Origin of the sequence: Paenibacillus hamazuiensis, assembly GCF_023276405.1 — a bacterium.
Lineage (GTDB): Bacteria > Bacillota > Bacilli > Paenibacillales > NBRC-103111 > Paenibacillus_AF > Paenibacillus_AF hamazuiensis.
Genome location: NZ_JALRMO010000001.1, coordinates 4,152,625 through 4,178,087 on the forward strand (window position 1 = coordinate 4,152,625; position 25,463 = coordinate 4,178,087).

A 25,463-nucleotide genomic window follows, 5' to 3' on the forward strand; every position below is an offset into this window, starting at 1 on the left:
GTTTTTAAATTATACTCGTTTTTTTCCCATCTTCCTATAACCCCCTTATTTCGCGGGACTGCCTCTCGCCTGAGCCGGGCGATCCGGTGGCTTTATCCCCCTCATCTGGCATGGAATAATTGACCGTTACATAATCTAGAAACAAAGGAGGTAATCGCTTAACTTCTTTATCCTTTTTTTCCACGACCATTCATACGAGGAGGCAAACCCTATGGCTACCAGCCAAAAAAAAATGTTTACCGTCACGGCTTGCTTTTTGTGCGCGTCCATGTTGTTCGGTTGTTCGAATAACGGCGGGACGAGCGCCAGTCCGCCCCCCGGAGGCGGCGCAACCCCGACTCCCCAAAAAAGCGATGCGCCGCAGCCTGCCGAAACGGCCAAGAAAACGATCACCATCACGTACAGAGACGACGGCACCGGCGAAAACGGCACGCTCTACAAATGGATTAAAGCCGTCTCTTCCAGCTACCCGAACAAAAACGTGGAAATTAAGCCGACGCCCATCCAGGCTTCCGAGGGAGATTATTTTGCGAAAATCGCGCTGGCGTTAAAATCGAAAGATACGGCCCCGGATATCGTCACCGAAGACACCTTCATGCTCAACTCCGATGCGAGCGCCGGCTTCCTCACCCCTTTGGACGACAGGCTGAAAGGCTGGGAAGATTGGAGCAACGGTTCGTTTATCGAAGCGATGAAAAAAGGGGTTACCGCGAGCGACGGCAAAATATACGGCGTTCCTTACAACACCGACTCCAGGGGGCTTTGGTACAATAAGCAAATTTTCAAGCAAGTCGGACTTCCCGAAGACTGGAAGCCGAAAAACTGGGACGAAGTGCTGAATGCGGCGAGAACGGTCAAGCAAAAAGCGGCGAACGACGTCGTCCCGATTTGGATGAACATGGGAAAAGCTACCGGCGAAGCGACCTCCATGCAAACCTACGAAATGCTGCTTTACGGAACGGGAGAAAGGCTCTTCGACGATGCAAGCTCCAAATGGATCGTGAAAAGCCAAGGCATATTGGATGCGCTTACCTTCGTGGATACCGTCAACAAAGAGAAGCTCGGTCCGCCGCTGTCCAAAGTGTTGAACGGGCAGGCCGGCAACTCCGCCACGCGCGAATATTTGCCGAAGGGCAAGCTGGCCATCTCCTTGGACGGCTCCTGGATTACGGGCAATTATTTGCCGACCGGAGCGGCTCCGTGGCCGGAATATAAGGACGTCTTAGGGTTTGCCCCGATGCCGACCAGCAAAGGGCAGGCTCCGGGGTCGATTACGCTGGCCGGCGGCTGGGCGCTGTCGATTCCGAGCAATGCCAAAAATAAAGACGAAGCGTGGGATTTTATCAAGTATGCGCTGAATAAAGAAAACACCAAAAAGCTCGTCATTGCGTCCGGCAACATCACGGTCCGTGCGGATGTCGCAAAAGATCCGGAATATACGAAAATGCCGTTTAACGATATTGCCACGCAATATTTGCAAAACGCCGAATTCAGACCGGCCCGGGACAAATACCCCGAGGTGTCCACGCAAATTCAGACGATGGTGGAAGCGGTGGCGACGGGTACATCCCCGGCCGACGCGCAGAAAAAATACCAGCAGGACGTCACGAGAATTGTCGGGGAAAACAACGTCATCGTGAAGTAATGGAAGGAGCACGATAAATGAGTAGTGCGGCAATCCCTCTTTCGTCCGGAAAAAGAAAACATCCGACATGGATTTATTATTTATTTCCATCGGTAGCCGTCATGCTTGTCTTTTTTGTGTATCCCATCCTGCTCACGTTTTTTTATTCGTTCACGAACCTGGCTTTAACCGGCGAATCCGCCAAGGAACTCAAGTTCGTCGGCCTGGACAATTACATCCGCATGTTTGCGGACCCGAGCGTGAAAATCAGCATCTGGAATACGCTTGTCTTTCTGTTCGGCTCCGCCGTCGTCGGCCAACAGGTGCTCGGATTTATTATCGCCATCCTGATGAAGCATAAAAACAAAACGTTTCGGAGGGCGATCGGAACCGTCGTTTTGGCCGGCTGGGTAACGCCGGAAATCGTTTGCGCGCTGTGCCTGTACAGCTTTTTCGCCGATGAGGGCACGCTGAACGCACTGCTTGCCTTTTTCGGCATACACACGGTCGCCTGGCTGTATACCGTTCCCATGCTGACGATTATTTTGGCCAACATTTGGCACGGCACGGCCTTTTCCATGCTCGTGTTTCAGGCGGCGCTGGACGATGTGCCGCAGGAAATCGAAGAAGCGGCGCTGGTGGACGGGGCGTCAAAATGGAAAATTTTAACAACCATCATCCTGCCTTATATCAAGGGAACCATTACGACCAATATGATGCTCGTTACGCTGCAGACGTTGGGGGTGTTCGGACTCATCTATGCGATGACCGGCGGGGGCCCGGGAACGGCAACGACTACCCTGCCCATCTTTATGTATAACCAGGCGTTTGTCAATTACCAGCTCGGGTACGGTACGGCGATATCGCTGCTGCTGCTGCTGATGGGCGTTGTGCTCAGCTTGTTCTATATCCGCTCTTTGAAAGAGTAAAACTGCGAGGAGACGACGTATGACTGCGAACCAGCGTAAAATCATTTACCGCATCCTGCCTTACGCCATGCTTATGTTCATCGGGATATGTTTCCTGCTGCCGCTGCTCTGGGTTCTTGTTGCGTCCGTCGATCCCAACGCGATGCAATCGCTTAAGCTGCCAGGCTCCGTGACGATCAACAACTACGCGGAAGTGATCGCCAGCCGGCCCAATCAGCGCGCGTTTCTGATCGGTTTGATCATGTCGCTCGGCCAGGCCGCTCTCGTCGTTCTTTTGGGTTTGCTTGCGGCTTATCCTTTATCGCGTTATCAGCTGAAATACAAGAAGCCGTTTATGCTGACCATCCTGTTCATGACTTCGCTGCCCATCACGGCCGTCATGGTTCCGGTGTATCAGCTGTTTCTGAGCATCAAGCTATACGACAATATCGCCGGCGTAATTTTATTTCATGTCGCCTCGTCGATGCCCTACGGCATCTGGATGCTCAAAAATTTTATGGACTCGGTGCCAAGCGACATGGAGGAGGCCGCCTGGGTCGACGGGGCCTCCGTCTTTACCGGCATACGCAAGATCGTGGCGCCGTTGATGGTGCCGGGCATATGTACGGTGGCCATCTTTACGTTTTCCGGAAGCTGGGGCAATTTCTTCGTTCCTTATATTCTTTTGAACACGCCCGAGAAATTCCCGGCGGCGCTCAAGCTGTATCAGTTTTTCGGGCAATACGGCATGGTCGATTACGGCAAATTGGCGGCATTTTCCGTGCTTTATGCCATCCCGTCGGTCGTGCTCTATATGCTGTCCCAGCAATTTATGTCCAAAGGCTTCGGCCTGCAGGGCGGAACCAAGGGGTAAGAGGCGGAAGGTTCAAACCGTTGTCGGAACACAAAAAAGATCGCCAGGCGCCCTGCCGAAACAGGCGGTGTCTTGGCGATCTTTGCCGTTTGCGGCGTCCGCTTCCCGATCCCCCGCTTCGCTCAACCTTTGACGGAGCCTTCGGTAAGGCCGGAAATCAGCTGCTTCTGGAACACGAGTACAATGATTAAAAGCGGAACCACGCTGATTACGGAGCCGGCCATAATCAAATGGTACGGAGTGTTGTTGCTGTCCTCCAGCGCCTTCAGGGCAACGGCGAGCGTCATGTTTTCCTTGGAGCGCAGGATGATGACCGGCCATAAAAAGTTGTTCCACTGCTTCACAAACAAAATAATCCCGAGTGCGGCGAACGCCGATTTCAAGTTGGGCAGGATGATTTTGCGGAACAGCTTGAATTCGGAGCAGCCGTCGATTCTGGCGGCTTCCATCATTTCGTCCGGAAGGGACGCGCAATACTGCCTCATGAAAAAGATGCCGAAGGCGTTCGCCAGATCCGGGAGAATGACGCCCCATATGTTGTCGATCAGATGAAGCTGCTTGTAAATGACGAACAGCGGAATCATCGTCGCTTCGTGCGGAATCATCAGCGAAGCGAGCACAAACATAAACAGCACGTTTTTGCCGCGAAAATGATATTTGGCGAACGCAAAGCCCCCCAGGCCGCATAACAGCAGCGCCGCTGCCGTGAAAACGGAGGACAACAGCAAACTGTTCCAGGCAATGGTTCCGAACCCGCGGTTTACAAACAGCTCCGCGAAGTTCCCCCACTGCAAGGTCCGGGGAATCCAGATCGGAGGATTTGTGAAGATTTCGCTAATCTGCTTTAATGACGAGCTAAGCAGCCAAAAGAGCGGAACCAGCATGAAGAAGGCTACGACAACCAAGCCCAAAAAAACGGCCGCCGGCAGCCAGCGCGCTCCCCTGCCGGTTCCCGGCGCCGCATTGGAAGAATGTACGGTACTGGCCAAAACTGCTCCCGCCTTCCCTTAATGTTTATCGTCGAACAATCGCATTTGGATGAAGGAAATCGACATCATGAGAATGAAAAAACAAACGGCAATCGCGGAGCCGTATCCGAAATGAAAACCTTCGAAGCTTTCGCTGTACAGCATCAGCACCGGCGTTAACGTCGAGCTTAACGGTCCGCCCTTGGTCAGGATAAAAGGCTCCGTAAACAAAGAAAACGTCCCTATCGTCGATAACACCGTGCAAAACAGCGCAATGCGCTTGACCAGCGGCACCGTAATCAGAAAAAAGCTTTTCACCTTCGAGGCGCCGTCCACATAAGCCGCTTCGTACAAATCTTTCGGGATGCTCTGCAGCCCGGTCAGCATAAGCAGCATGTTGTAGCCGAGCCAGCGGTACAAGACCATCAACGCCACGGAAATTCTCGCATACCAAGGGGACTCCAGCCAGGGGATCGGCTGGCCGATCCACCCGATATTCCTCAGCACGTTGTTGAGCAGCCCGTCCTGCGTATTAAAGATGAGCACAAAGACGAAGGACACCGCCACGACGGAAACGAAGTTGGGAACAAACAGCGCCATCCGGAAAAACCCTTTGCCTACCATCCAATTCGCATTGAGCAAGCTGGCGAGAACAAGCGCAAGAAACAGCATCAACGGCACGTATAACAAAAAGATGACCACGCTGTTCCAAAGCGACAGCCAGAATCGGGAATCGGCAAACAGCGCCGCGTAGTTTTCCAGGCCGATAAAGGCTTTGGCCTTGGAACCGTTCCAATCGGTAAAGCTGATATATACCGAGTAGAAGGCCGGATATAGCGAAAACACCAAAAACAATAAAAAATAAGGCGAAATATATAAGTACGGAGCAAATTTAAGCTGCCATTTCCAGCTCGACGCTCTCATGCGGTCTCTCCTCCTGTCGGGCAAAAAAACCGGGCATTCTCCATGAACTGCTGCCTCCAGCAATCGCTCGAATGAAGTGATGCCCGGTAATACTTACGATGTTTACTTTCTCTTCGTTTTTTGGCGAAGATCGTCGGCCATCGATTTCAAGGCCTTGTCCGTCGGCGCGTTATTCAGGAATACTTGCGCCCAAACGTCCGTCATCAGCTTGTTGGCCAGCGGGAAGTCCGAGCCGTAGGCAAGCGGGTAGGTCGACTTCAGCGAATCCGCGTATACTTTGCGAATCGGCTGTCCGTTAAAGTAAGCGGACGGCTCGTTGATCGCCGGATCGCTGTAAGCCGTGCTAAGCGCCGGGAACAGTCCTGCCTTGGTCATCATCTTTACCTGCGACGATTCCTTGCCCAACATAAACTCGATAAATTTCCACGCCTCTTCCGGATGCTTGGAATTTTTGTTGATGGCCATATTGGAACCGCCTTGATTCGCTCCCGTGTACTTATCGTCTTTGGACCATTTCGGCATCATCGCGACCGACCATTTGCCTTTATCGTTCGGCGAATATTGGGTTTCGATGATCGCGTCATGCCACGAGCCTCCTACGACCGTGGCTATTTTGCCGTCCTTGATCGCATTGCCCCATGGGTCGGTATTGGCGCGGGCATCGTATACCAAACCTTCCTTTTGCATTTTGACGAGAAAATCGGCTACATTTTTCACTTCCGGCGAGTCGACGGTCACATTCCCCTGCTTGTCAAAATACCACAACCCGCGCTGCCACATCATGGACTCGAACATCCGGTTGCTGGAGTTCGTTTTGGAATCGCCGTACATCAACACGCCGGTTTTTTCCTTGATCAGCTTGGCGGCTTCGTAATAATCTTCCCAGGTGCGGATTTTTTGCGAAACCTCCTGAGGGTCCGTCGGCAAGCCGGCTTTGGCGAAAATATCGTTGCGGTAAAACATCACGACAGGGCCGCTGTCCCACGGCATCGCGTAGATTTTGCCGTCTTTGGTGGCGTCCTCCCACTTGTAGGCGTTCATTTTGTCTTTATAGGGCTGTACGCGGGATGTGATATCGAGCAGGGAATCGATCTGCACCATCTGCGACAAATTCGTCGATTCGAGCGCGACGATATCCGGCAGCGCGTCTCCGGTGTTGGAGGAAACCAGGTACTTCTGGTACAAATCCGTCGATTTCATAAGCTGAAATTCGATATCGATGTTCGGATATTGCTTTTTAAAATCGTCCATGTTTAAATCCAGGCCCGTCTTCGCCGATTCCCAAATCCAGACCACCAGCTTGACCTTCTCCGAAGAAGCCGCCGGCTTCGAGCCTTCGTTGCTTTTTCCCGCCTCGCCCGGATTCGAATTCGAGCAGGCGCTGACGATGAGCGATGCCGACATGCATGCCGCCACCGCCAAGGACCAACCTTTTTTCCTCATGAATCTCTGAACCTCCCTTTTTTGATTACACCTTCATCATAACTCCGTTGAAAGGGGTTTCACACAGACAGATGTTTGGAATCGGTGCACTTTTATTCGGAAACAAAAAGAACGCCGCGTCCGGCACGGGCGTCCCAGTATATTTGTTTGAACGAATCGTCATTTTGTTTGCGTACGGTATTGTCCCGGCGTCAGTGCCGCGCATTTCTTGAACCATTTGGAAAAATATTTGGTGTCGAAAATGCCGACCTTTTCGGCGATCTCTTCCGTCTTGAGCGAGGTTGCCCGAAGCAAATGTTGGGCCCGTTCCAGTTTGCGCTTGGAGATAAACGATATCAGGCTTTCGCCCGTCATCTCTTTAAAAATCGTGCTGAAATAGCTGCGGCTCATTCCGATCTTGGCGGCAATCTCGGACGCTCTTAAGTCCAGGTGCAAATGCTGCTCAATATAATCGATCGCCTGCAAAATCTCCTCTTTATGCGAATCTCCCTGCAGCACGGTATTCATTTCAATCAGCCTCAGCCTGTGCAGACGATGAACGGCCGCAAGCCACTGGTCGGCACTTTGCACCATGCCCGATTTTCTCCAGACGATTCCCGGCCCGGCCATTTTCATCCGCACCAGCTCCTCGTCCGCCACATAAAGCGTCTCCGGCCGGCAAAGCCAAAATACCGAGCCGGTTTGCAGGCTTGAGGCTGCGGCAAACTCCTGCCGGCCGAACGAGGTCTCCATGCGCTGCGAAGCCGCATTCAGCACACTGCTTTCGGGCTGGGCGCCGGAGTAAATATGAATGACATACGCGCCCGCCGTCAGCGGCTTCCATTCTTTCTCGAGCCGCTGTTTTAGCGGCTGCAAAGCCGCCGGCGAGCTGCCGCAAAGCCAGTCGCCCAGCACATCGTCTTCAGGCTGAGCCGCTTGACCGCCGGCGGCATCGCGCTTCATTTCCTCGACAATCTCTTTTTTGACTTTTTCCAGACACTCGTCCAAAACCTTATCGTCAAGGCTCGTTTTTACGATATAATCCGAGATGCCCACCTGGATGCCCTGCACCGCGTAGGTAAAGTCGCGATGGCAGCTTAAAAACAATATTTTCGTGCCGGGCCGCGCTTGTTTGATTTTCGCGGCCAATTCGACTCCGTCCATCTCGGGCATGACGACGTCGGTGATTACAAGCTGCGGCGAAAATTGCCGGAACTTCTCCCAGCCCAGACTGCCGTTGGGAGCGTCGGCCACGACGGCCATGCCGTGTTTCTCCCAGTCCACCGTGAGGCGCAGCCCTTTTCGTACGAGCTGCTCGTCGTCGACGATCAATACTTTGATGAGGCTGTCGTTCAGACCGTTTTGGGCCATGTCATAATCACCTTCGTGCCTTGATTTCTTTGCGACTGTACCGTTATCCCGTAGCCGTCTCCAAAATGCAGCTTGAACCTCTCGTCTACATTCCGCATTCCGAGCCCTCCTTTTTTTCCGGGCACTTTTTGACCTTGCTCAATGTACTTCATATGTTCGGGTTTGATGCCCATGCCGTTATCCGCAATCTCGAGCCGGATCAGCCGTTCGGAGCCGGTAATGCGGATGTCGATATGTCCTTTACCGTCAACAAATCCGTGGAAGAAAATGTTTTCCAGCAGCGGCTGCAAAACCATGCGCGGAATCAAGCAATCCGCCAAATGGTCCTCGGCTTGCACGGCATAGGTGAATACATCCCCGTACCGGTACCTCTGAATCTCCATATAGTTCAGGGCAACTTCCAGCTCCTTGTGAAAAGGCACCAGCACCTGCTGAATGTTGAAGCTCCCTTCCAATACGGCGATCAGGTGATGGAGCATTTTTTGAATATCGTCCTGTCCGGCCAGCCTCGCCTTCCATTGAATGGAATTGAGCGTATTGAACAGCAGATGGGGATTGATTTGATAGTGAAGCGTTTTCAACTCGGCTTCGCTTTTCAGCTTCTCCTTGAGACTGATTTCCTCGATAAGATCCCTGATTTGCCCGGTCATCCGGTTAAACGACTCGCTCAAAAAACCTAATTCATCCTTCGTATAAACCGGGGTCCGAATGGACAGATCGCCTTCCCCGAACCTGCGTATGGATTGCGTGAGCTTTTGAATCGGTCTCGTAAACCGGAACGAGAAAAACCATCCGATCAACGCCCCGAATATAAGCGCCACAATCGCAATCCGCAGCGAATATTTCAGGATGACGCCGGAGGACTCGTAGAAGTCGTGATACGGGATTCTCGCCTCCACCACCCAGTTTTCCGTCTCCAGGTTTTTCGACCATACGATATCGCTGGAGGAAGCCTCGTATCCGGAGGACGTTTGAATCAGCACGGCTCCATCCCGGTTGCGGATTTGCAAATGCGACCGGGTATCCGTTTCGAAGTCGCGTACCAGCTTCATGATCGCATCCGCTTTCATATCGATCAAAACTTTGCTGCCCGCCGGCAGACCGAACTGATTTTTAATCGGAACGATCAGGCTGATGACCTCGTTTACGGATGACGAAGCGCTGTAATAATCCGGCCTATGAATGACCACTTGCCTGCCTCCGCCCGCTGAAACGCGATGCCAAAAAGACGAACTCAGCAGCTTGTCCGGATTGATGGCGTCGTTGCCGATCAGCCTCCCGGACGTCGTTACGATGTTCACGCTTAAAATGTTAGCGTTCTCCAAAGAGGCCAGCAGCCGTTTAAAGCTCTTCTCCTCCAAAAACTGACTGTATGTGCCCGGCGCCTCGTTTTCAATGACGATCGGCGACGATATCAAGTAGTTGAGAATATATCCCGTCACGCTGTCCATTTGCCTGAGGCTCGTGTCCAAATGAAGCTTTAACTGCTCGACGGCGTACATCCCATAACTGCCGAACTGCGAATTTACGATTTGCGCCGATTTGTTGTACGAGAAATAACATAACGTGGCTACAGGCAATATCGCCACACATAAAAAAAACATAACCAGCTTGGCGTGTACGCTCTTCGTTATTTGCAGGCGGGACATCGCCCTGGATCGCAGCACGCGGTGGACCATAGGTTCAACCTTCTTATCGTTGATTTATTAACAGTATACACGAAAAAACGACATAATCCTACATTCCCCGCGGACGGGGACGTCCCCTAAGCGGCGGCTTAGGGGACGCAAATGTGGAGCCCTTATTCATCCTCATTAAAAATAGGTTGGATGCCGATTTCAAATGCAAACTCTTTTTCATCCAGACGGTACTGCGGCAAAAGCTCCGGTCCGCACGAGTTTGACCCGACGCCGCTCATTTTGTAATCGAGGTGAACGATCGTTTCCTCGCGTTTAACGGCGGTCAATTCGTAGTTATGCGTCGCGGCGGTCAAGTCCTCGGGAGTAAAGTGCAGCGCATTGAAAGAAAAAGTATTCGGAGCGCTGAATTTCAGCCCCATCCCCTGCTCGTTGGAGACGATCGCCCATTCCGTTCCGTACCTTGAGCCGGTTTCCTGAGGCATGATATAATTTTCCATCATCCGATCCACCCTCGTGATATACTTGCCTCTTTTCACGCTGTGGCGCTTGTCGATGTAGCTTTCATGCGGTCCGAGGCCGAAATATTCCACCTCTTCCATGCCTTTCGGCATGGCAAGCTGAAGACCGAAGCGCGGCAAAAACACCAGCCCCTCCCGGACGCGAACCTTCACCTTAAGCGAAATGTCCCCCGATCCGTCCACTCTCCAAAGGGCTGTTCCGTGCAAAATCGGAATTTTGATATATCCGCCGAGGGAGAAATGAACCTCGATGTCAAGCGCCGTCTCCGTTTGTTCCACGATTTCCGCGCGGTAAACGCGCATCTGCGCTCTGTCGTAACCTTCTTCCATCCATTTGAGCTTGATTTTCCGGTCGTTATCCGTAGGCGCGCGCCAAATCGTAAAAGAAGCCGGAGCTTGAAGCATCTCCAGGCCGTGCTTGGAAATGTTCACGAAGGTCCCGTCATACAAATCAAACACATGCCGGAAGTCAAAGCCTTCGACGATCACAAGCTCACCCTGGCGCTGCACATGGATCTTGGGCAGCTTCCGCCGAATTGGAGCAGCAGGCATCGGCGCAGACGGAAGCTCAAACTGCTCGAAAGTAATTTCATGCCCCGCTGCCGCCCACCGGCTGTCCCGTTTTGTCCGGCAGGAAAGATGGACGAAGCGGCGCCCTTCCGATTGCTCCGCTGCGTACGGCAGCGTAATCGCCCGTGATTCGTGCGGCGGTACCTGCAGATCGATAACTTCCCCCTGCTCGACGGCAGCGCCGTCTTTTTCCATTTTCCAGACTAGAACCAGCTCCGACAGATCGGAGAAATCGTACAAATTGGTGACTTGAAATATCCCGGCCGCGGCATCCACCGCTTCAAACCGCACCGGAGCGATCACTTTTTTCAGCTCGAGAAGTCCCTTGTGGGGCACCCGGTCCGGGCTGACCAACCCGTCGATGCAGAAATTGCCGTCGTTCGGCTGATCGCCAAAATCGCCGCCGTAGGCGAAATATTCGGTTCCGGCCTCCGTTTTCGTTTTGATGCCGTGATCCGACCATTCCCACACACAGCCGCCCATCAGCTTCGGGTATTTGTAAATCACATCCCAATAATCCTTTAAATCGCCGGGGCCGTTCCCCATCGCATGGCTGTATTCGCACAAAAACATTGGCTTTAAGCTGCGCGGGTCCTTTGCGTACTGTTCGATATATTCCGGCGAGGAATACATCCGGCCTTCCACATCGATGACTTCCGTGTCCGGACTGCCTTTATGCCGCGGATCGACGCCTTCGTAATGAACCGGTCTCGACGCGTCGCGGGCTTTGGTCCACCTCGCCATCGCCATATGATTGGCGTCATAACCCGATTCGTTCCCCATGGACCACATAATGATCGAAGGGTGGTTTTTATCCCGCTCCACCATCCTGATAGCCCGCTCCACAAAAGCGGACTCCCACGCCGGATTTTTCGACAGCATATGATAATCGCCGGCATGAAGGACGCCATGGCATTCCAGGTCCGCTTCGTCGATGACATAAAAACCGTATTCGTTGCAGAGCTCGAGAAAACGGGGATCGTTCGGATAATGCGACGTTCGAATCGTATTGACGTTGTGCTGTTTCATCAGCTTCAAATCACGGATCATATGAAGAAGCGGTATCGTCTGCCCAAGCTCCGGATGGGAATCGTGGCGGTTGACACCCTTCAGCTTTACGGGTTGTCCGTTGATCATAAACACCCCGTCCTTGATTTCCACCTTGCGGAAGCCGACTTGAAACCGCAGCACTTCATCTCCGGCGGATATGTATAAATGATACAAAACAGGCTTCTCGGCATTCCAAAGCGCCGGCCGATCGACCTCGAGCCGCACGGCGCCCGCTCCGTCGATCTCCGCTTTCCCTATACTGACGGTCCCGTTACGGGAGTCCTTCAATTCCACCTGTACATCCAATAACCCGGTCGTTTCGATCTCGCAACGGATCCATGCTTTCGCATAATCCGCGGAGAGCTCCTGACGGTTAAACACGTCTCTGACGTGGCGGGGGCTTCTCGCAAGCAAGTAGACATCCCGGAAAATGCCGGAAAATCTCCACAAATCCTGATCCTCCAAATATGTCCCGTCGCACCACTTCAGCACCATCACCGCCAAACGGTTTTTGCCGCTGCGGATATAGGGAGTCAAGTTAAACTCGGCGGGCACTCTGCTGCCTTGGCTGTAGCCGACAAAGGCGCCGTTCAGCCAGAGGTAAAAGCAGGAATTGACTCCTTCAAAAACGATATATTTCTCTTTTCCGTCCCATTGCTCGGAGATGTTGAATTCCCTTACATACAATCCGGCCGGATTTTGCTGAGGGACGAAGGGCGGATCGCAAGGAAACGGATAATTCACATTCGTGTAATGGCACTGATCGTAGCCGTTCACCTGCCAGCAGGACGGAACAATCAGATCGTCCCAGCCGCCGACTTCGGCGTTATCTTCGTAAAATCCGTCCTCCACCAGCCTGACGCTGGCGTAATATTTGAATTTCCAGCTTCCGTTCAGCGTCTGATAATACGGGGAGAGACCGCGCTTGCCGGCCGATGCGTCGGCTTCGCTGGAGTACGGAATGTAATGCGCCCGGGGAGCCTCCCTGTTCACATGCAGGACGTTCAGATTTTCCCAATATTTTTCCACCGATATCATGTAAATCTCTCCTCAATATGAAGGTGCTGTTATTATACTTGTTCGGAAAAGGTTTTCAGACCGACATTTGTTTGGATTAAGTGCTTTTTTATTGCGGATGGCGGTCATGCTGCACTTTTGTTCGAAGCCGTCGTCGTTTTGTTCGATAGGATGCAGCTGAAAAAAAAAGCGCCATCCCTCAGCGGAATGACGCCATTTTTTTAATGTTAACCGTTCGAACCATTGACATGGCGCAAACCTTCCATCAATATGAGGAGCGTTAAAGCTTGACCGTAGGTCATCGGGGAAATCGGGATATCTTTGTAAAACTGCGCATCATTGCCTACCGGCGTGCCGTACGAAACCTGCTGCACGACGCCGTTTGCGTCGATCCGATCCAGCACGGCCGCGAGCGCCTTTTGCCCGATAGGCAAATAATCGTGCTCCAGGTAACCTTTGCGCACAGCTTTCAAAATGCCGTAGCCGAAAGCGGCCGTACAAGACGTTTCCTTATAGGACGAAGGATCGTCCAGCACCGTATGCCACATGCCGTCATCCGTTTGAAGCGAAGCGAGGGCTTGAACCTGGCTGCGCATCGTATCGAGCAAATATTGCTTGATTCCGTCCTCCATCGGGGCCATGTCGAGAAAATCGACGATGCCGCACGTATACCAGCCGTTGCCGCGCCCCCAACGCACGGCTCCGTAGTTATGCCTTCCATTAAAGTCCCATCCGTGAAAAAACAGCCCGGAGTGCCGGTCGTACAAATATTTGATATGGATCAAAAACTGTTTTTTCGCCTCTTCGACATACTCCGGCCGCCCAAAATAGACGCCCGCCTTCGTAAAGAAAAGCACGGTCATGAAAAGCGTGTCGATCAAAATTTGCCCGTCATTCGGATCTCCCGTAATCATATGCTGGAACGCACCGTCCCCGGTCCGGATCAAGCCGTCTTTATTGTCCATGATCCAGCGGCTCCACTCGTCGCAAATCCGGATATACTCTTCATTGCCGGTGAGCTCGCATAAAGAGATCAGCGTCAGCAGCGGCGAGCACGTATTGACGTTTTTCTCGGGCAATCCTTCGCGGATGCGGGCATCGAACCAATCTTGCAAAAACCGCAAAGTTTCCGCATCCTTCGTCTCCTGGTAATACTGATACATCCCGTAGAGCCCTACGCCTTGCGGCCATTCCCACAGATGAATGTCAATGAGCCCTATCGGATAAATTTCGTCCATTCCTTCGTTTTTCATGGACTTCATAGCATCGGACACACGCCGGATCGCGCTTAAAATTGTCTCACGGTTCATCTGAAGGAAACCTCCCTTTTGTTTCGCACCAATCTGCCTTCCGCCCCGCAGCCCGCGATTTGCACAGCCTCGCCGTTTACGGTCAGCGGCCCCTGCCAGCCAAAACGCACTTCTCCGTATCGCGGATCCGCGAGCCGCACCTGCAAATCTTCCGTCGATACTTCGCACGGCATCTTCACCATGGCATCGACGAACTGCTCGAACGAGCCGAATTCCTCACGGCCCGCCGCCGTCACAAGCCAAATATTACGGCGCCCTTTCGATATGAGCTCGCGTCCGCGGGTAATGCCGGTTTGGTTCAGCTCCAAGCCGCCTGCTGCGTAAACGGCGGCATAACCTCCCTCTCTTTCGCCGAAAAACCACGATCCGCGTGCCTCGACCCGGGTAAATGCATATGTCGGGAAATAGGCGTGCGTATAGTCGGCGTCGTGCTCGGGATCGATATTGAAAAGTAAGATTCCAAGCCCCTTGACTTGTCCGACCTTCGGCAAATAACCGTTCCCCGCCCAGAAGCTCGGCCGCCCCGAGCCGTGGGAATAAATCTCTCCCGGATGGTTCACCCAGATTTGCGCTTCGGGGGAAAAGGCGAGATGCAGGACATGCTCCTGGTATCCTTTCAGGCCGGCGCGGAAATCGGAGATGCTCGACAGCACAAAGGAGCCCGTCCGGTAATGAATCAGCTTGGCGTACCCGTCTTTGCCTTGTTCCAGCCGGAATTCCAGCTCCTCCTCCGGGCTCAGCTTCGTCAGTTCGGCCAATTCCTGCGGCGGCGTGTAATCCGACAAGTAAACCGACACATTAAAGGAAGTGCTGTTAACGTTGCCCACGCCGTAACCGGCCCAAATAAGCGAGGTCGTTCCCGCCGCATGGTTGCCGAGCAATTCTTTCTCGTAGCTGCGCCCGAACGTAGACGTCAAATAGCCGTCATGGGCTTCGGTTAACATGTACACGTACAGCATGTCCATCGCCCGCTTGGCTTGCTCCCGCAAAACCGGCAGCTCGGCCAGGTCGTAAAGCTGTATGAGTCCGAGGAAATCGATCGGGATGTAGGCGCTGGAATTCCATTCGGCCAATCCTTCGGCAAAAAATCGTTCGAACCAGCCGATCAGCTGGCGCTCCGCCTTCGCCTGTCTCTCAGCCCCGGTTTCGCCGCTATTTGTAAATATATCGTCAGGGAACAGCTGGCCTGCCAGCAGCTGGCAGCTATGGAACAGCAGCGCATGGTTTTCGCTGAAAAACCACATCACATCGTCCCCCGGCTCATCTATCCAGTAACGGAAGCCAAGAATCGTATCCTTGACCCGGCCCCAGAAATCTTCGTCGAACAAGCCGCTGTCGCGGTAATCGCGCCAAAAGCGGAACAAAGCGATCAAATAAAAATCGGCGCAGTCCCGTCTCTCCTGAATGCCGACAAGTCCGTCAAGGATCATGTCTCCGGTTACTTCGGGGGCTCCCCCGGTTTTCAGCTTGGCGATCGCCGTATGAATATTCGGAATGCCCAGCGCCGCAACGCACTCCAGCGCCGTTCGCTTGCGTTCCTGCACCGTCATCGCTTCGCTGTTTTGAGGCTGGAACCGGTTGTTGTGCAGCTCGATGCCGAACAGCTTGCGGATCTTCGCATTGCCGATGCGGGTGCTCAGCTCAAAATATTTATAGTCCACTCCGAAATCGGAGGTGTGGCCCAAAATCAGATTTTGCCGTCCGGCTTCAAGCTCTCTCTTCATCGTATATTGCCCGCTGAAGAAACTGCTGTAGCTCACATCGAACGTGATCCCCCGACCAAAAGGCCGTTCAAAGACGATGCGGATCTCGTCGTCGGTTACGCTGTCCTTCGGGAAATACGCCCGGTGGAACGCATCTTCCATGGCCGCCACATCCCTGGCAGATTCCGATTCCGTAAGTGGGAGGCGGATTTCAAGCTGTTCGGAGCCTGTGTATTCCAACGTATAATGATAAAGCGTATCGCGCTCCGCCAAGTCCTCGTGGCAGGCGATAAATTCGTTTTCCCCGGCTTGGAGCTCAATTTCCACCTGCGTCTTCTGTTCGATGTTTCTTGTGAAAGGCGTGAAGTCGCACACCTGGCGACCGTTCACCCAGAGCGCCACCGCTCCGCACGTTTTCAGGTTAAACACCGCTTTGTGCGCGGCAGGACTGACCACGGTCGTGTAAGCGTATCGCAGCATGTGCGTGGGGACATAATAAAAACCGGACTCTTCCACCCGAGAGTTTCCCCAGGGGAAATAAATTTCCCATTCCGCTTCCGCTCCCCAGAGCGAAACTTTGCCGCCAAGCGAAGGCGGCCCGGAAAACGGAAGCTCCGGTTTGGACGAGCGCCTTGCATCGACAAATTCCTTGCGGCAAGGATTTTCATGAATGGAAAAACCTTTAATCAGCCAGTCGTTGATATCCCCTTCCATCGTCATCGGTTCGAACCGTACGTTCCGGGTCAAAATGCCGCTGACCAGCCAGCGGTTTATTACAAGATGGTTTAGCTTTAACGGAGAATATGTCAAATAGCTGCTGCCGGTTGTCATCTTTATATTCTTCCCTTCATTCCTGATGTAATTTTCGGTATGCCTGCGGAGAGACGCCGGCATACTGCTTGAACATGCGGCTGAAATGGATCGGATTGTTGAAGCCGAGAAGCTCCGAGACGAGCCCGACCGGTTCGTCCGATAACCGCAGCAATTTTTTGCCTTCATCAATCCGCTTGCGCGTAATATAGTTGTTGATGGATATCCCGGTGACCTCTTTGAAAGAATGGCACATGTAATATTTGTTTAAATGCATCGCCTTGGAAAGTTCCTCCAAAGCGATCGACTCTTTATAGTGCTGATTCAGGTACGTTAAAATGCGGCGGACGTTCGTCTCTTTCTGCGATTGCGCCGGCACGGTCAGATGAGCGTACATCTCTTTCGATTTGCGGTAAATTTTCAGGAGGAGCTGCACCATCAGGCTTTGCATCATAAATTCTTTTCCGATCGATTCCTTCTCTTTCTCGTTAAACATGGCGGCGTAATGGTCGTCTATTTCCTTCGCGCCGCCTTCACTCCAACGGATCAGCAGGCCGTTCGGATGGCTGAACAAACCGAGAAGCTTCTGCTGCAGCTCTTCGCCGGCCATCTCCTGGATGTAGTCCGCCGTAAAATTGATGTAGCTCCGGATATACGGAACGTCTTTCGCGGGGTTCGGACGATGAAGCACATCGCCGCTGAACAGCAGCATGTCGCCGGGCTGCATTTGATAAATTTCATTCCCGACGATTACATTGACGTTGCCTTGATGGAAAAAATATATTTCGTAACCGTCGTGCGTGTGAAGCGGCCAGCTGTCCTGCCATTCCGAAACCTGATGCCGAATGTAGATGCGCTCCCGCTTCAATGCGGTATTGGTGGGAAAATGGGCATAATGCGCCATGTGCCGCCACGCTCCCTGCTTGATCGATTTTGCCAAAGAGAAGGAGCTACCGCATGGGTAGCCCTTACATGGCACAAAATATTTATTTGCCTTGCTCGCCGATCGCCTTGTCGATCAGCTTGGCCGTTTTGTCCAGCGCGTCTTTCGCGGTCGTTTTGCCCGAGATTGCCTCAACGATGTTATTTTTCAAATCGGTGGAAAATTTCGGAACGACGTCCTGTCTGGACCAATCGTTAGCCGCAAGCGGAGTCGTATTGGCCAGCTCGTCGGCAAACACTTCGAACATCTCTTTGCCGAAGGCATAATCCAGCTTGGCATTGTCTTTGCGCGGGCTGATGAACAACGAATCTTTGTCGTATTTGGCGTTCACTTCTTTGGAGGATAAATATTTGATAAATTCCGCCGCTTCTTTTTCCACACCCGAACCTTTGAAAGCCATTACATATTTGCCGCCGGGTACGGAGGAGCGGATTTTTTGCTTGGGCATATAGGTGACGCCCCATTCAAAGTTGTTGATGTCCTTATAGTTGCTGAGCATCCAGTTGCCCGCCCAATGAACAGCTACCGTTCCGGAACGGAACAGGTTGTTCGGGTTTTCCGAGCCTAACCAGACCGATTGGGGAATAATGCCGTCTTTATGCAGCTTGACGAAATATTCCAATGCCTGTACGCCTTCCGGACTGTTAATGGCCGCTTTTTTACCGTCCGCACTGATCATGCTGCCGCCGAATTGATACAGCATGGTGGACCACCGGTGAGGCGTGAAATCCCATACGAGACCGTATTTGGCTCCGCCCTTATCCATGACTTGCTTGAGAGCGGCGGTAAACTCGTCCCATGTCCAGACGTTATCTTTGGAGGTCGGTACCTTGACTCCCGCTTTATCGAACAACGTTTTGTTGTAGATGATGCCGTTAGCCGTAACGTCCATCGGGGCGGCAATGATTTTGTTGTCCACCACATAATAAGGCTTGATGGAATCTATAAACTGGGAGGTAAAGCTGTCCGCGCTGCCGACATACGGCGTTAAATCCAAGGCTTGATTGGCGAACAATCCCGTATCGGTCATGCGGGCCAATGCGGGCGGTTTGCCGCCGGAAATCATCGTTTTCAGCTTCGTTGCCAAATCCTTATAGGCAACATCGATCAGGTTGATCTTCACGTTGGGATTTTGCTTCTGATAATCGGCTACAATCCCTTTCATGACATCGCCTTCAATGCCGTCGGTAAACCAAAGAAAATCGAGGGTGACTTCCTTTTTGGTGCCGGAGTCGCTTTTTCCGGCATCTTGTGCGCCGGTTTTTGCGCCTCCCGAGCAGGCGGTCAAGCTGAAAGCGGTAACAGCTGCAAGAACGGATAACATCGCCGACTTTATTTTTGTTTTCATTTCGACACTCCCTCATATCGTGTTAGCGTTTACAATCAGATCATATCACAGATGAAATTGGCCGGAATGTCGATTATTGCTGAGAATTTAACGGATCTTGCTGTGGTGTGCAAAAAAAAACGGGCTCATGCAGCCGAACCCGAACAGGCCGCATGAACCCCGATTTCATCGATATCGATCTGCAAAATCCATAAAACGGTTCCAATCATATTCCGTTAAATCATGGAAACCGCCAATCTTCGCTGATCCCGACAGCGTTTGCAGGGATGCGATTTTTTTACTTGATTCCACTGAAAGTAAAACCTTGCATAATATACTTTTGAAATAAAATAAACAAAATCGCAGGAGGAATAATCGCAAACGTCAATGCGATGAACTGAATATCCATCGGCACCAGTTCTTTCAAATTGTAAACAGCCACCGCCACCGACCACATCTGCTTCTTTTTCAGCACCATAAACGGCCAGAAAAAATCGGCCCATGCCGCATTGACCGTAAAAATCGTAATGGTGGCGAGAATAGGTTTGCTCATGGGCAGGACAATGCGGCCGAAGACGGCGAGCTTGCTTCCCCCGTCGAGCCTCGCGGCTTCAATCAGAGAAGGAGGAATCTTTTCGAAAAAACTTTTGAAAATGATGACGTAAAAAGCCGAGGACCCCGCCATCATCCACATCGGCCAAAATGAATTCATCAAATTCGCGCCAAGCAGCGGAAAAGAAATGATATTTTGGAATATCGGCACGATGCCGAGCGTGTTCGGCATTAACATCGTCCACATGATGACGGCAAACAATAATTTGCTGCCTCTAGGTTTGAGCACAGCCAGAAAATACCCCATGATGCCGTTAAACACGATGGCAAATACGATCGAACCTGCAGTGATATAGGCCGTGTTTAAATAAAGCTGCGTAAAATTCAGCTCGCGCCACGTTTCCCACAGCTTATGAATCTCGAAGGAGTGCGGAATAAGCGTAGGAGGGACGCTAAAAAACTCCTTAATGTTTTTCACGCTTGAAGCCAGCAGCCATAAAGGGGGAAGCAGGCAAATCAGCGATATCCCAAAAAGCACAAGCATAACCAGCCAATAAAGCAGCTTAACCCCGGGATTTTTATAATCCAGCGCACTGATGATACCGTTTGTTTCCTTCATGCTTTTTCTCCCACCGCCTAGTCGGTCCGGTCTTTTTTGTTTATTAAGTAATAAACGATCGTGATAAGCGAGATGATAACGAACGATATGCCTCCGACCGCCAACGACTGGCCTGCCTGGAAATAACGAAACGCATATTGATAGCTGAGCAGGCTCAGCGACATCGATGCGTTGTTCGGGCCGCCTTCGGTCATCGTCAGCGGCTCGTACAGCACCTGAAACACGCCGATCACCTGCAGGATCAGCAGCATCCCGACAAAAGAAGATATTTGCGGAATCGTGATATGCCTCAGCTTCCGCCAAACTCCGGCCCCGTCCAGCGAGGCGGCTTCGTACAGCTCGTGATTGATTCCTTGCAGACCCGCCAAGTAGATGATCGCCGTCGCTCCAAAGCTTCTCCAGGTCATGACCAGTACAATGAGAGGAATCGTCAACTGGGCATTTTGCAGCCATTGCGACGGAGGCAATCCGATTTTGCCGATGAGCGCATTTAAAATTCCGCCCGCGCCGGGTTCGAACAAAATGACGTAAAGCAGCGCCGCAGCGATTCCCGGCACCATTCCGGGGAAAAACACGGCAAATTTGAAAAACGATTGAAACATCCGCATCTCGTTAATCATGATCGCTGCGGCAATCGGAACGAGGAATCCGATAATCAGCGACCAGATCACATATAGAAACGTGTTGACAAGCGTCTGCTGAAAAACGGAATTTGTGATCACGTCGATGTAGTTTTGCAAGCCTATAAACTGTACAGCCCGGTACCCTTCGGTTTTATAAAACGACAAGACGATGCCCGAAAGGAGCGGCTCCCAGTGAAAGACGATAAAAAATACGAGGCTGGGAACAATCAACAACCATGAAGTGATCTCCCCGAATGTTTTCCTCCATGACCCGGGTTTCGCTGCGGTGCGTACCGCATGCTGTTTCTGTTGCTGCTGCGCTGCATCCAAAGCCGATCCATCCTTTACGAATGATGAGGACGAATGGCAGACGCCGGGTCTGCCATCCTTCCGGATTTACTTCGCTTTGTCCAAATAATCCTTTTGAAAATCCGCAGCGGCCTTGTCGAGCAAAGCTTTCGGATCCGCGTTTTTATCTGTGAGCACCGCCTGGATGACGGCATCCAAGCCTTTATAAAGCTCCTGGGCGTTGATCGGCTCTTCCGGTTTGATAGTTACCCCTTTGTTGTCCATGTAATCTTTCCAAAGATCGATATTGACGTTGGTATATTTCTCATAAAGCGCATTCATCGCATCGATCTTTTCCTTGTTCACCCACGGAAGCAAGCCGTGAACCCCGGTGACCCGGTTCAAGTTTTTATCGTTGGCAAGCTGCTCTTCCAAACCTTTCAACGATTCCGGATCTATATCCGGCGACTTGCCGACCACCTTGATCCATTTGAAACCGGCTTCAATTTGCTCCGGCGACGCGTTGTTGGCGAACATTTTGAGATTGCCTCCGAATAAGGCCACCCGGCCCTTCGGGCCGGCCGGTATCGCCGACATCGCCATATTGTCCTTGCTCATCTTATAATCGTTAACGGGGTGTTTAGCCCAGTCGGTCGAGGCAAATCCCATGGCGACCTGGTCGGTCCCGAACAGCTTGAATCCGTCGTCGATATTGACCAGCACATTGTCCGGCAGCACATTGTATTTCCATTTGAGATCTTTGACATATTGCAAAGCCTGAACCGCTTCCGGACTGTTGAACACCGCCTTCCATTTGCCGTCGACCTGCTTTTCGAACTCGGCCCCATAGGCCCAGGCGATGGTCATAAATTGCCAGCCGCCCTGGTTGTTTTTGGTCGGGAAGAAAAAGCCCGCTTTGCCGGTCTTGTCCTTAATGATTTTCGCGGTTTCGGCCAATTCGTCGTAGGTTTTCGGGAATTTCGGCACGCCTTTATCATCCAGCAATCCGGCCTGCTTGAACAAATTGACGTTATACCAGATCCCCATGTAATAGCCGCTATCGGGTATTCCGTATATTTTGCCGTCCTTCGAAACCAGCTTCAGCATGTCCGGATTCACCGCTTTATCGAAGCCGTATTTCTTCATATACTCGGTAATGTCCGCGGCATACCCGGCATTAATAATTTTCGTCGGTTCCGTAAAGACGGTATTGAACATGTTGGGCAGTTGGCCGCTTTCCGCCTTCGGAAGAAACGTATTCACATCGTAAGCGTAGTAATCCGGAACGACCTTCAGATTCGGATTTTCCGATTCCAGCTTTTGTTTCCAGGCGTTGAACTGAGGAAGTCTTTTGTCTTCGTCCTTTACCCAATCTCCGTTATGAAAAACGACTTGCTTTGTGCCTCCTGCTGCCGCTGACGGGTCGTTGCTTGTACCGCTTGCACCATTGTTGCCCGAACAAGCCGCAGCTGTGGCCAGCACGGTCATGAGGCCAAGTCCTGCCATCAATCGTTTCTTCATAGAACAGCGTGCACCGCCCTTTTGTCTCATTTTTCGTTTCTTCGCAACGTTGCTGCTTTAATAATAACGCTTTCTTACAGGGCGATAAATGATGCGATTCTGCAAAAATGTTCGTAAAACTGTTATAATGCAGCTACATACGTTCCAGAATAGGGAGGTGCGGTGATGTTCCGGCTTCTGTCTCTCAGAATCGTCATGATTGCGCTTTCAACTATATCGGTGTGCACCATCCTGATTGCCATCTTTTCTTTCCAATGGGCGAAAAGAACCGTTCAGGCGGAATTTATCGAAGTCTCGAACAATTATTTTCGCAACTCCAACGAACAGCTCGTTCAATATATGAACTCGATCGAAGAAACTGCGAAGGTCATCTTGAATAACCCGATGATGGCCGATGAAATCAGGCAGCCGAAAGTATCGATGGAGCTGCAGCCGGTGCTCGATAATCTTTCCGTCGGTCTGAATTTGAAAGTTTTAGGAATATCGATCTATAAAATCGACGGAACCGTCTATTCGCTCAGTCGGATGTCCAACATGCCGCCGTTTCAGACGCTGCAGGAAAACCGGGCGATCCGCAATTTCATCGGCCAATCTTCGGAAAAATCCGCGTGGGTGATCAGAGACGGCGAGGATGGCGCCGGCGGCACGGCGAACCGTTCGGGCGGAACTTTAACTTATTTGCTAAAAGCTTTCGACGATAGCGGATCCCTGCTCGGCATCATGATTGTCGATCTTGATGCCGCAAAAGCTTTGGATTTTTTCAATACGACCAATTCCCTTTTCCGCCGGAGCCAAACGTTCCTGTTCCACGACGGCAAAAATATCGCCCGAATGCTCCCCGACGCCAACAAGGACGCTCTCGACACGGAAGACCTCGATATCATCCAACAAGCCCCCGAAGGGGCGTTTGTTTCCGATAGCGGAGACCGGCTTATTTTGTTCCGTCCGGTACTGGGCTCCGGCACCGACAAGATCGTCATGGATATTCCGCTGGAGAACGCCATGTCGAAGCTTCATTCATTGAAAGTGTCCCTGTTTCTGCTGACGCTGCTCTCCAGCTCGCTTGCCGTTTTGCTTGCCGTTTTGTTAAAAAGGAGCATCGTCCGGCCTCTCGCCGAGCTTTACAAAAAAATCCGGGCGTTCTTGTAAACTCACTTCGGCCTGACCGTCACGATCGAAGTGGTCCCCCGCCCTATGGCGCTTATAATCGTTACGCCGTATTCGGCGCCGTATTCGAGACGGATTCGTTCGTTAACGTTGCGGATTCCGTAACCTCCGCCGTTATAACGGGGCGCGGCGTCCGCTTTCTCCAGCTCGCCCACCGCAAAACCGGCCCCGTCGTCGGTAATTTCAAACCGGATTTCGTCCCCGGAGCGGTAACCTTTAATGACGAGGCGTCCTTTTCCCCGCTTCCCGCGAATTCCGTGTTTAATCGCATTTTCAATCAACGGCTGCAGAAGCATTTTAAGCATCATAAAATGTAATATTTCCCCGGAAATGTCGTATTCCACTTCAAACTTGCCGGGAGTGCGCATCGTTTCAATCGCAATATAACTCCTGGCGATGCCCAGCTCTTCTTCAACGGTAATATATTTATCCCCTTTATGAAGCCCGAGCCGATAAAAATGGGATAACGCCACGACAATCTCCTCGATATTTTTCTGCTTGTGAATCTTGGCCATCCACCCGATCGCATCCAGCGTATTATAAAGAAAATGAGGATTGATCTGAGCCTGCAGGGCAACCAGCTCCATTTCACGCTGCCGGTCCTTCTCCTCGTTTTGCCGCTCGATCAGCTCGCGAATGCGGACGACCATTTCGTTGAAGCTGTTTTCCAATACCCATAATTCGTCCTTCGACTTCCGAAACGGAACGACTGTCGCGTCCCCGTTAAATTGATTGATTTTGCCGTTCAGCCTTCGGATGGGCAAAATGATCCGCTTGGAGACATAATAAGAAATGAGGATGGCGACAAGCAGCAGAGCGATCTGGATAAATGCCGCATACGTATTGATTTTATTCACATTTTCCAAAAGCTTTTCGTCGGAAACGACGCTGACGATGCTCCAGTTCGACCCCAGCTTCGCCAAATTGCCGCGCAGCGGATAGCGGGTCACGATAGCGGGTTTGCCCGCTAATGAGATTTTCTTAAAGCTCAGCTCGGATCCCGCCATAAAAACATCGTTGTCGAATATCGTTGCGCCTGCCCGCTCCGGCGCCGGATAAGACAATATGTACGAATCGTCCGCCGTCAAAAAGGAATATCCCCGATCCGGGACGATCACATCTTTTAAAATATTATGAATGGCTCTCTCCTTGATATAAACGACAAGGCAGCCCAAATTTTGGCCTGTGAAAAAGTTTTGGTATCTTCGGCCGAGCAGGATATGGGAATTTCCGTCCGCATCCTTTTTCACTCCGCCCCAGACGGGGGTATTCGAATGTTCGATTTCATTCAGATAAGAGCGGCCGGGCATATCGGCCGGCTGCTGTCTGTTGTAATTATAAGCGCTGCCATGGTGTGTCAAAATAACAATATCGCCTACAATCGTCCGGTCGATCATCATATCGTTCAGCAGATCGATCAGCTTCGCCTGCTTCTCCCCCTCCGGACGGGCATCCTCCAGCAAATTGTATATCTCGCTATTGGTCTGCAGCCGAACGGATAACATATTGACTTGGTCGATGACGCTCTCTACGTTCGCTCCGGCCTTTTCCTGATTCAGCCTCACGTAGTTATACATGGAGTCTTCTATATTTTTCTGCACGGCGATGCGGGACGTTTGGAAAATCGCGGCGGACGACAACAGCAGACAAATAAAAATAAGCCAGAAAATCCGGCTGTTGATTTTCATTTTGCCTAATGCAAGCATTCCCGGTT

18 protein-coding genes are annotated in these 25,463 nt (G+C 51.8%); 4 read left to right on the top strand and 14 right to left on the bottom strand.

Going from position 1 to position 25,463, the window contains the following annotated elements:
• The first annotated feature begins 211 nt into the window (after nt 1-211).
• From MYS68_RS18135 to MYS68_RS18145, 3 genes are read left to right on the top strand one after another with little or no spacing between them, the layout of a single operon-like run.
• Nucleotides 212-1,645: an ABC transporter substrate-binding protein gene (locus MYS68_RS18135; RefSeq protein ID WP_248927190.1), complete on the top strand. Its 1,434-nt coding sequence runs from the start codon at nt 212-214 to the stop codon at nt 1,643-1,645.
• A gap of 17 nt (nt 1,646-1,662) precedes the next feature.
• A complete protein-coding gene (locus MYS68_RS18140) occupies nt 1,663-2,553 on the top strand; it encodes a carbohydrate ABC transporter permease (RefSeq protein ID WP_248927191.1) in 891 nt (296 codons plus the stop codon).
• A 19-nt stretch (nt 2,554-2,572) separates the two neighbouring features.
• Complete coding sequence (locus MYS68_RS18145; RefSeq protein WP_248927192.1) at nt 2,573-3,406, top strand: carbohydrate ABC transporter permease; 834 nt, start codon at nt 2,573-2,575, stop codon at nt 3,404-3,406.
• A 122-nt stretch (nt 3,407-3,528) separates the two neighbouring features.
• On the opposite strand, the gene MYS68_RS18150 is transcribed toward MYS68_RS18145, so the two are convergent.
• The 13 genes from MYS68_RS18150 to MYS68_RS18210 form a co-directional block, all read right to left on the bottom strand.
• Nucleotides 3,529-4,395, bottom strand: coding sequence for a carbohydrate ABC transporter permease (locus MYS68_RS18150; protein ID WP_248927193.1), 867 nt, complete (start codon nt 4,393-4,395; stop codon nt 3,529-3,531).
• Between the two features lie 18 nt (nt 4,396-4,413).
• Nucleotides 4,414-5,298 (bottom strand): carbohydrate ABC transporter permease, encoded by an 885-nt coding sequence (locus tag MYS68_RS18155; protein ID WP_248927194.1) that lies wholly within the window; start codon nt 5,296-5,298, stop codon nt 4,414-4,416.
• Nucleotides 5,299-5,400: 102 nt separating this feature from the next.
• Entirely contained in the window at nt 5,401-6,741 is a 1,341-nt protein-coding gene (locus MYS68_RS18160) for an ABC transporter substrate-binding protein (RefSeq protein WP_248927195.1), read from the bottom strand.
• A gap of 159 nt (nt 6,742-6,900) precedes the next feature.
• Nucleotides 6,901-8,091 (bottom strand): response regulator transcription factor, encoded by a 1,191-nt coding sequence (locus MYS68_RS18165; RefSeq protein ID WP_248927196.1) that lies wholly within the window; start codon nt 8,089-8,091, stop codon nt 6,901-6,903.
• Nucleotides 8,073-9,770 carry a sensor histidine kinase gene (locus MYS68_RS18170; RefSeq protein WP_248927197.1) on the bottom strand — a complete coding sequence of 566 codons (1,698 nt, stop codon included), beginning with the start codon at nt 9,768-9,770 and terminating at the stop codon, nt 8,073-8,075. The genes MYS68_RS18165 and MYS68_RS18170 overlap by 19 nt, the downstream gene beginning before the upstream one ends.
• 122 nt (nt 9,771-9,892) lie before the next feature.
• A complete protein-coding gene (locus MYS68_RS18175; RefSeq protein WP_248927198.1) occupies nt 9,893-12,907 on the bottom strand; it encodes a glycoside hydrolase family 2 TIM barrel-domain containing protein in 3,015 nt (1,004 codons plus the stop codon).
• Between the two features lie 206 nt (nt 12,908-13,113).
• Nucleotides 13,114-14,196 carry a beta-galactosidase BglB gene (gene bglB / locus MYS68_RS18180; RefSeq protein WP_248927199.1) on the bottom strand — a complete coding sequence of 361 codons (1,083 nt, stop codon included), beginning with the start codon at nt 14,194-14,196 and terminating at the stop codon, nt 13,114-13,116.
• Complete coding sequence (locus tag MYS68_RS18185) at nt 14,193-16,730, bottom strand: hypothetical protein (RefSeq protein ID WP_248927200.1); 2,538 nt, start codon at nt 16,728-16,730, stop codon at nt 14,193-14,195. Before MYS68_RS18185 ends, bglB begins: the two co-directional genes overlap by 4 nt.
• A gap of 16 nt (nt 16,731-16,746) precedes the next feature.
• Nucleotides 16,747-17,649: an AraC family transcriptional regulator gene (locus MYS68_RS18190; protein WP_338043584.1), complete on the bottom strand. Its 903-nt coding sequence runs from the start codon at nt 17,647-17,649 to the stop codon at nt 16,747-16,749.
• A 46-nt stretch (nt 17,650-17,695) separates the two neighbouring features.
• Nucleotides 17,696-19,000 carry an ABC transporter substrate-binding protein gene (locus MYS68_RS18195; RefSeq protein WP_248927201.1) on the bottom strand — a complete coding sequence of 435 codons (1,305 nt, stop codon included), beginning with the start codon at nt 18,998-19,000 and terminating at the stop codon, nt 17,696-17,698.
• Between the two features lie 277 nt (nt 19,001-19,277).
• Entirely contained in the window at nt 19,278-20,150 is an 873-nt protein-coding gene (locus MYS68_RS18200; RefSeq protein ID WP_248927202.1) for a carbohydrate ABC transporter permease, read from the bottom strand.
• Between the two features lie 17 nt (nt 20,151-20,167).
• Nucleotides 20,168-21,007, bottom strand: coding sequence for a carbohydrate ABC transporter permease (locus MYS68_RS18205; RefSeq protein ID WP_248927203.1), 840 nt, complete (start codon nt 21,005-21,007; stop codon nt 20,168-20,170).
• Nucleotides 21,008-21,169: 162 nt separating this feature from the next.
• Nucleotides 21,170-22,582 (bottom strand): ABC transporter substrate-binding protein, encoded by a 1,413-nt coding sequence (locus MYS68_RS18210; RefSeq protein WP_248927204.1) that lies wholly within the window; start codon nt 22,580-22,582, stop codon nt 21,170-21,172.
• Nucleotides 22,583-22,747: 165 nt separating this feature from the next.
• On the opposite strand from MYS68_RS18210, the gene MYS68_RS18215 reads away from it, so the two are divergent.
• Nucleotides 22,748-23,731, top strand: a complete 984-nt coding sequence (locus tag MYS68_RS18215; protein ID WP_248927205.1) for a hypothetical protein — start codon at nt 22,748-22,750, stop codon at nt 23,729-23,731.
• 2 nt (nt 23,732-23,733) lie between these two features.
• On the opposite strand, the gene MYS68_RS18220 is transcribed toward MYS68_RS18215, so the two are convergent.
• The gene (locus tag MYS68_RS18220; RefSeq protein ID WP_248927206.1) at nt 23,734-25,455 is read right to left on the bottom strand and encodes a cache domain-containing sensor histidine kinase; all 1,722 of its coding nucleotides are present in this window, start codon (nt 25,453-25,455) and stop codon (nt 23,734-23,736) included.
• Nucleotides 25,456-25,463: the final 8 nt, after the last annotated feature.

What these genes read in the sequence shown, in the direction of transcription:
- MYS68_RS18200 (WP_248927202.1), bottom strand. Translation starts at nt 20,150, where the DNA reads ATGAAGGAAACAAACGGTATCATCAGTGCGCTGGATTATAAAAATCCC.
- MYS68_RS18210 (WP_248927204.1), bottom strand. Translation starts at nt 22,582, where the DNA reads ATGAAGAAACGATTGATGGCAGGACTTGGCCTCATGACCGTGCTGGCC.
- MYS68_RS18215 (WP_248927205.1), top strand. Translation starts at nt 22,748, where the DNA reads ATGTTCCGGCTTCTGTCTCTCAGAATCGTCATGATTGCGCTTTCAACT.
- MYS68_RS18165 (WP_248927196.1), bottom strand. Translation starts at nt 8,091, where the DNA reads ATGGCCCAAAACGGTCTGAACGACAGCCTCATCAAAGTATTGATCGTC.
- bglB (WP_248927199.1), bottom strand. Translation starts at nt 14,196, where the DNA reads ATGAACCGTGAGACAATTTTAAGCGCGATCCGGCGTGTGTCCGATGCT.
- MYS68_RS18195 (WP_248927201.1), bottom strand. Translation starts at nt 19,000, where the DNA reads ATGAAAACAAAAATAAAGTCGGCGATGTTATCCGTTCTTGCAGCTGTT.
- MYS68_RS18140 (WP_248927191.1), top strand. Translation starts at nt 1,663, where the DNA reads ATGAGTAGTGCGGCAATCCCTCTTTCGTCCGGAAAAAGAAAACATCCG.
- MYS68_RS18135 (WP_248927190.1), top strand. Translation starts at nt 212, where the DNA reads ATGGCTACCAGCCAAAAAAAAATGTTTACCGTCACGGCTTGCTTTTTG.
- MYS68_RS18175 (WP_248927198.1), bottom strand. Translation starts at nt 12,907, where the DNA reads ATGATATCGGTGGAAAAATATTGGGAAAATCTGAACGTCCTGCATGTG.
- MYS68_RS18185 (WP_248927200.1), bottom strand. Translation starts at nt 16,730, where the DNA reads ATGACAACCGGCAGCAGCTATTTGACATATTCTCCGTTAAAGCTAAAC.
- MYS68_RS18160 (WP_248927195.1), bottom strand. Translation starts at nt 6,741, where the DNA reads ATGAGGAAAAAAGGTTGGTCCTTGGCGGTGGCGGCATGCATGTCGGCA.
- MYS68_RS18170 (WP_248927197.1), bottom strand. Translation starts at nt 9,770, where the DNA reads ATGGTCCACCGCGTGCTGCGATCCAGGGCGATGTCCCGCCTGCAAATA.
- MYS68_RS18145 (WP_248927192.1), top strand. Translation starts at nt 2,573, where the DNA reads ATGACTGCGAACCAGCGTAAAATCATTTACCGCATCCTGCCTTACGCC.
- MYS68_RS18155 (WP_248927194.1), bottom strand. Translation starts at nt 5,298, where the DNA reads ATGAGAGCGTCGAGCTGGAAATGGCAGCTTAAATTTGCTCCGTACTTA.
- MYS68_RS18220 (WP_248927206.1), bottom strand. Translation starts at nt 25,455, where the DNA reads ATGCTTGCATTAGGCAAAATGAAAATCAACAGCCGGATTTTCTGGCTT.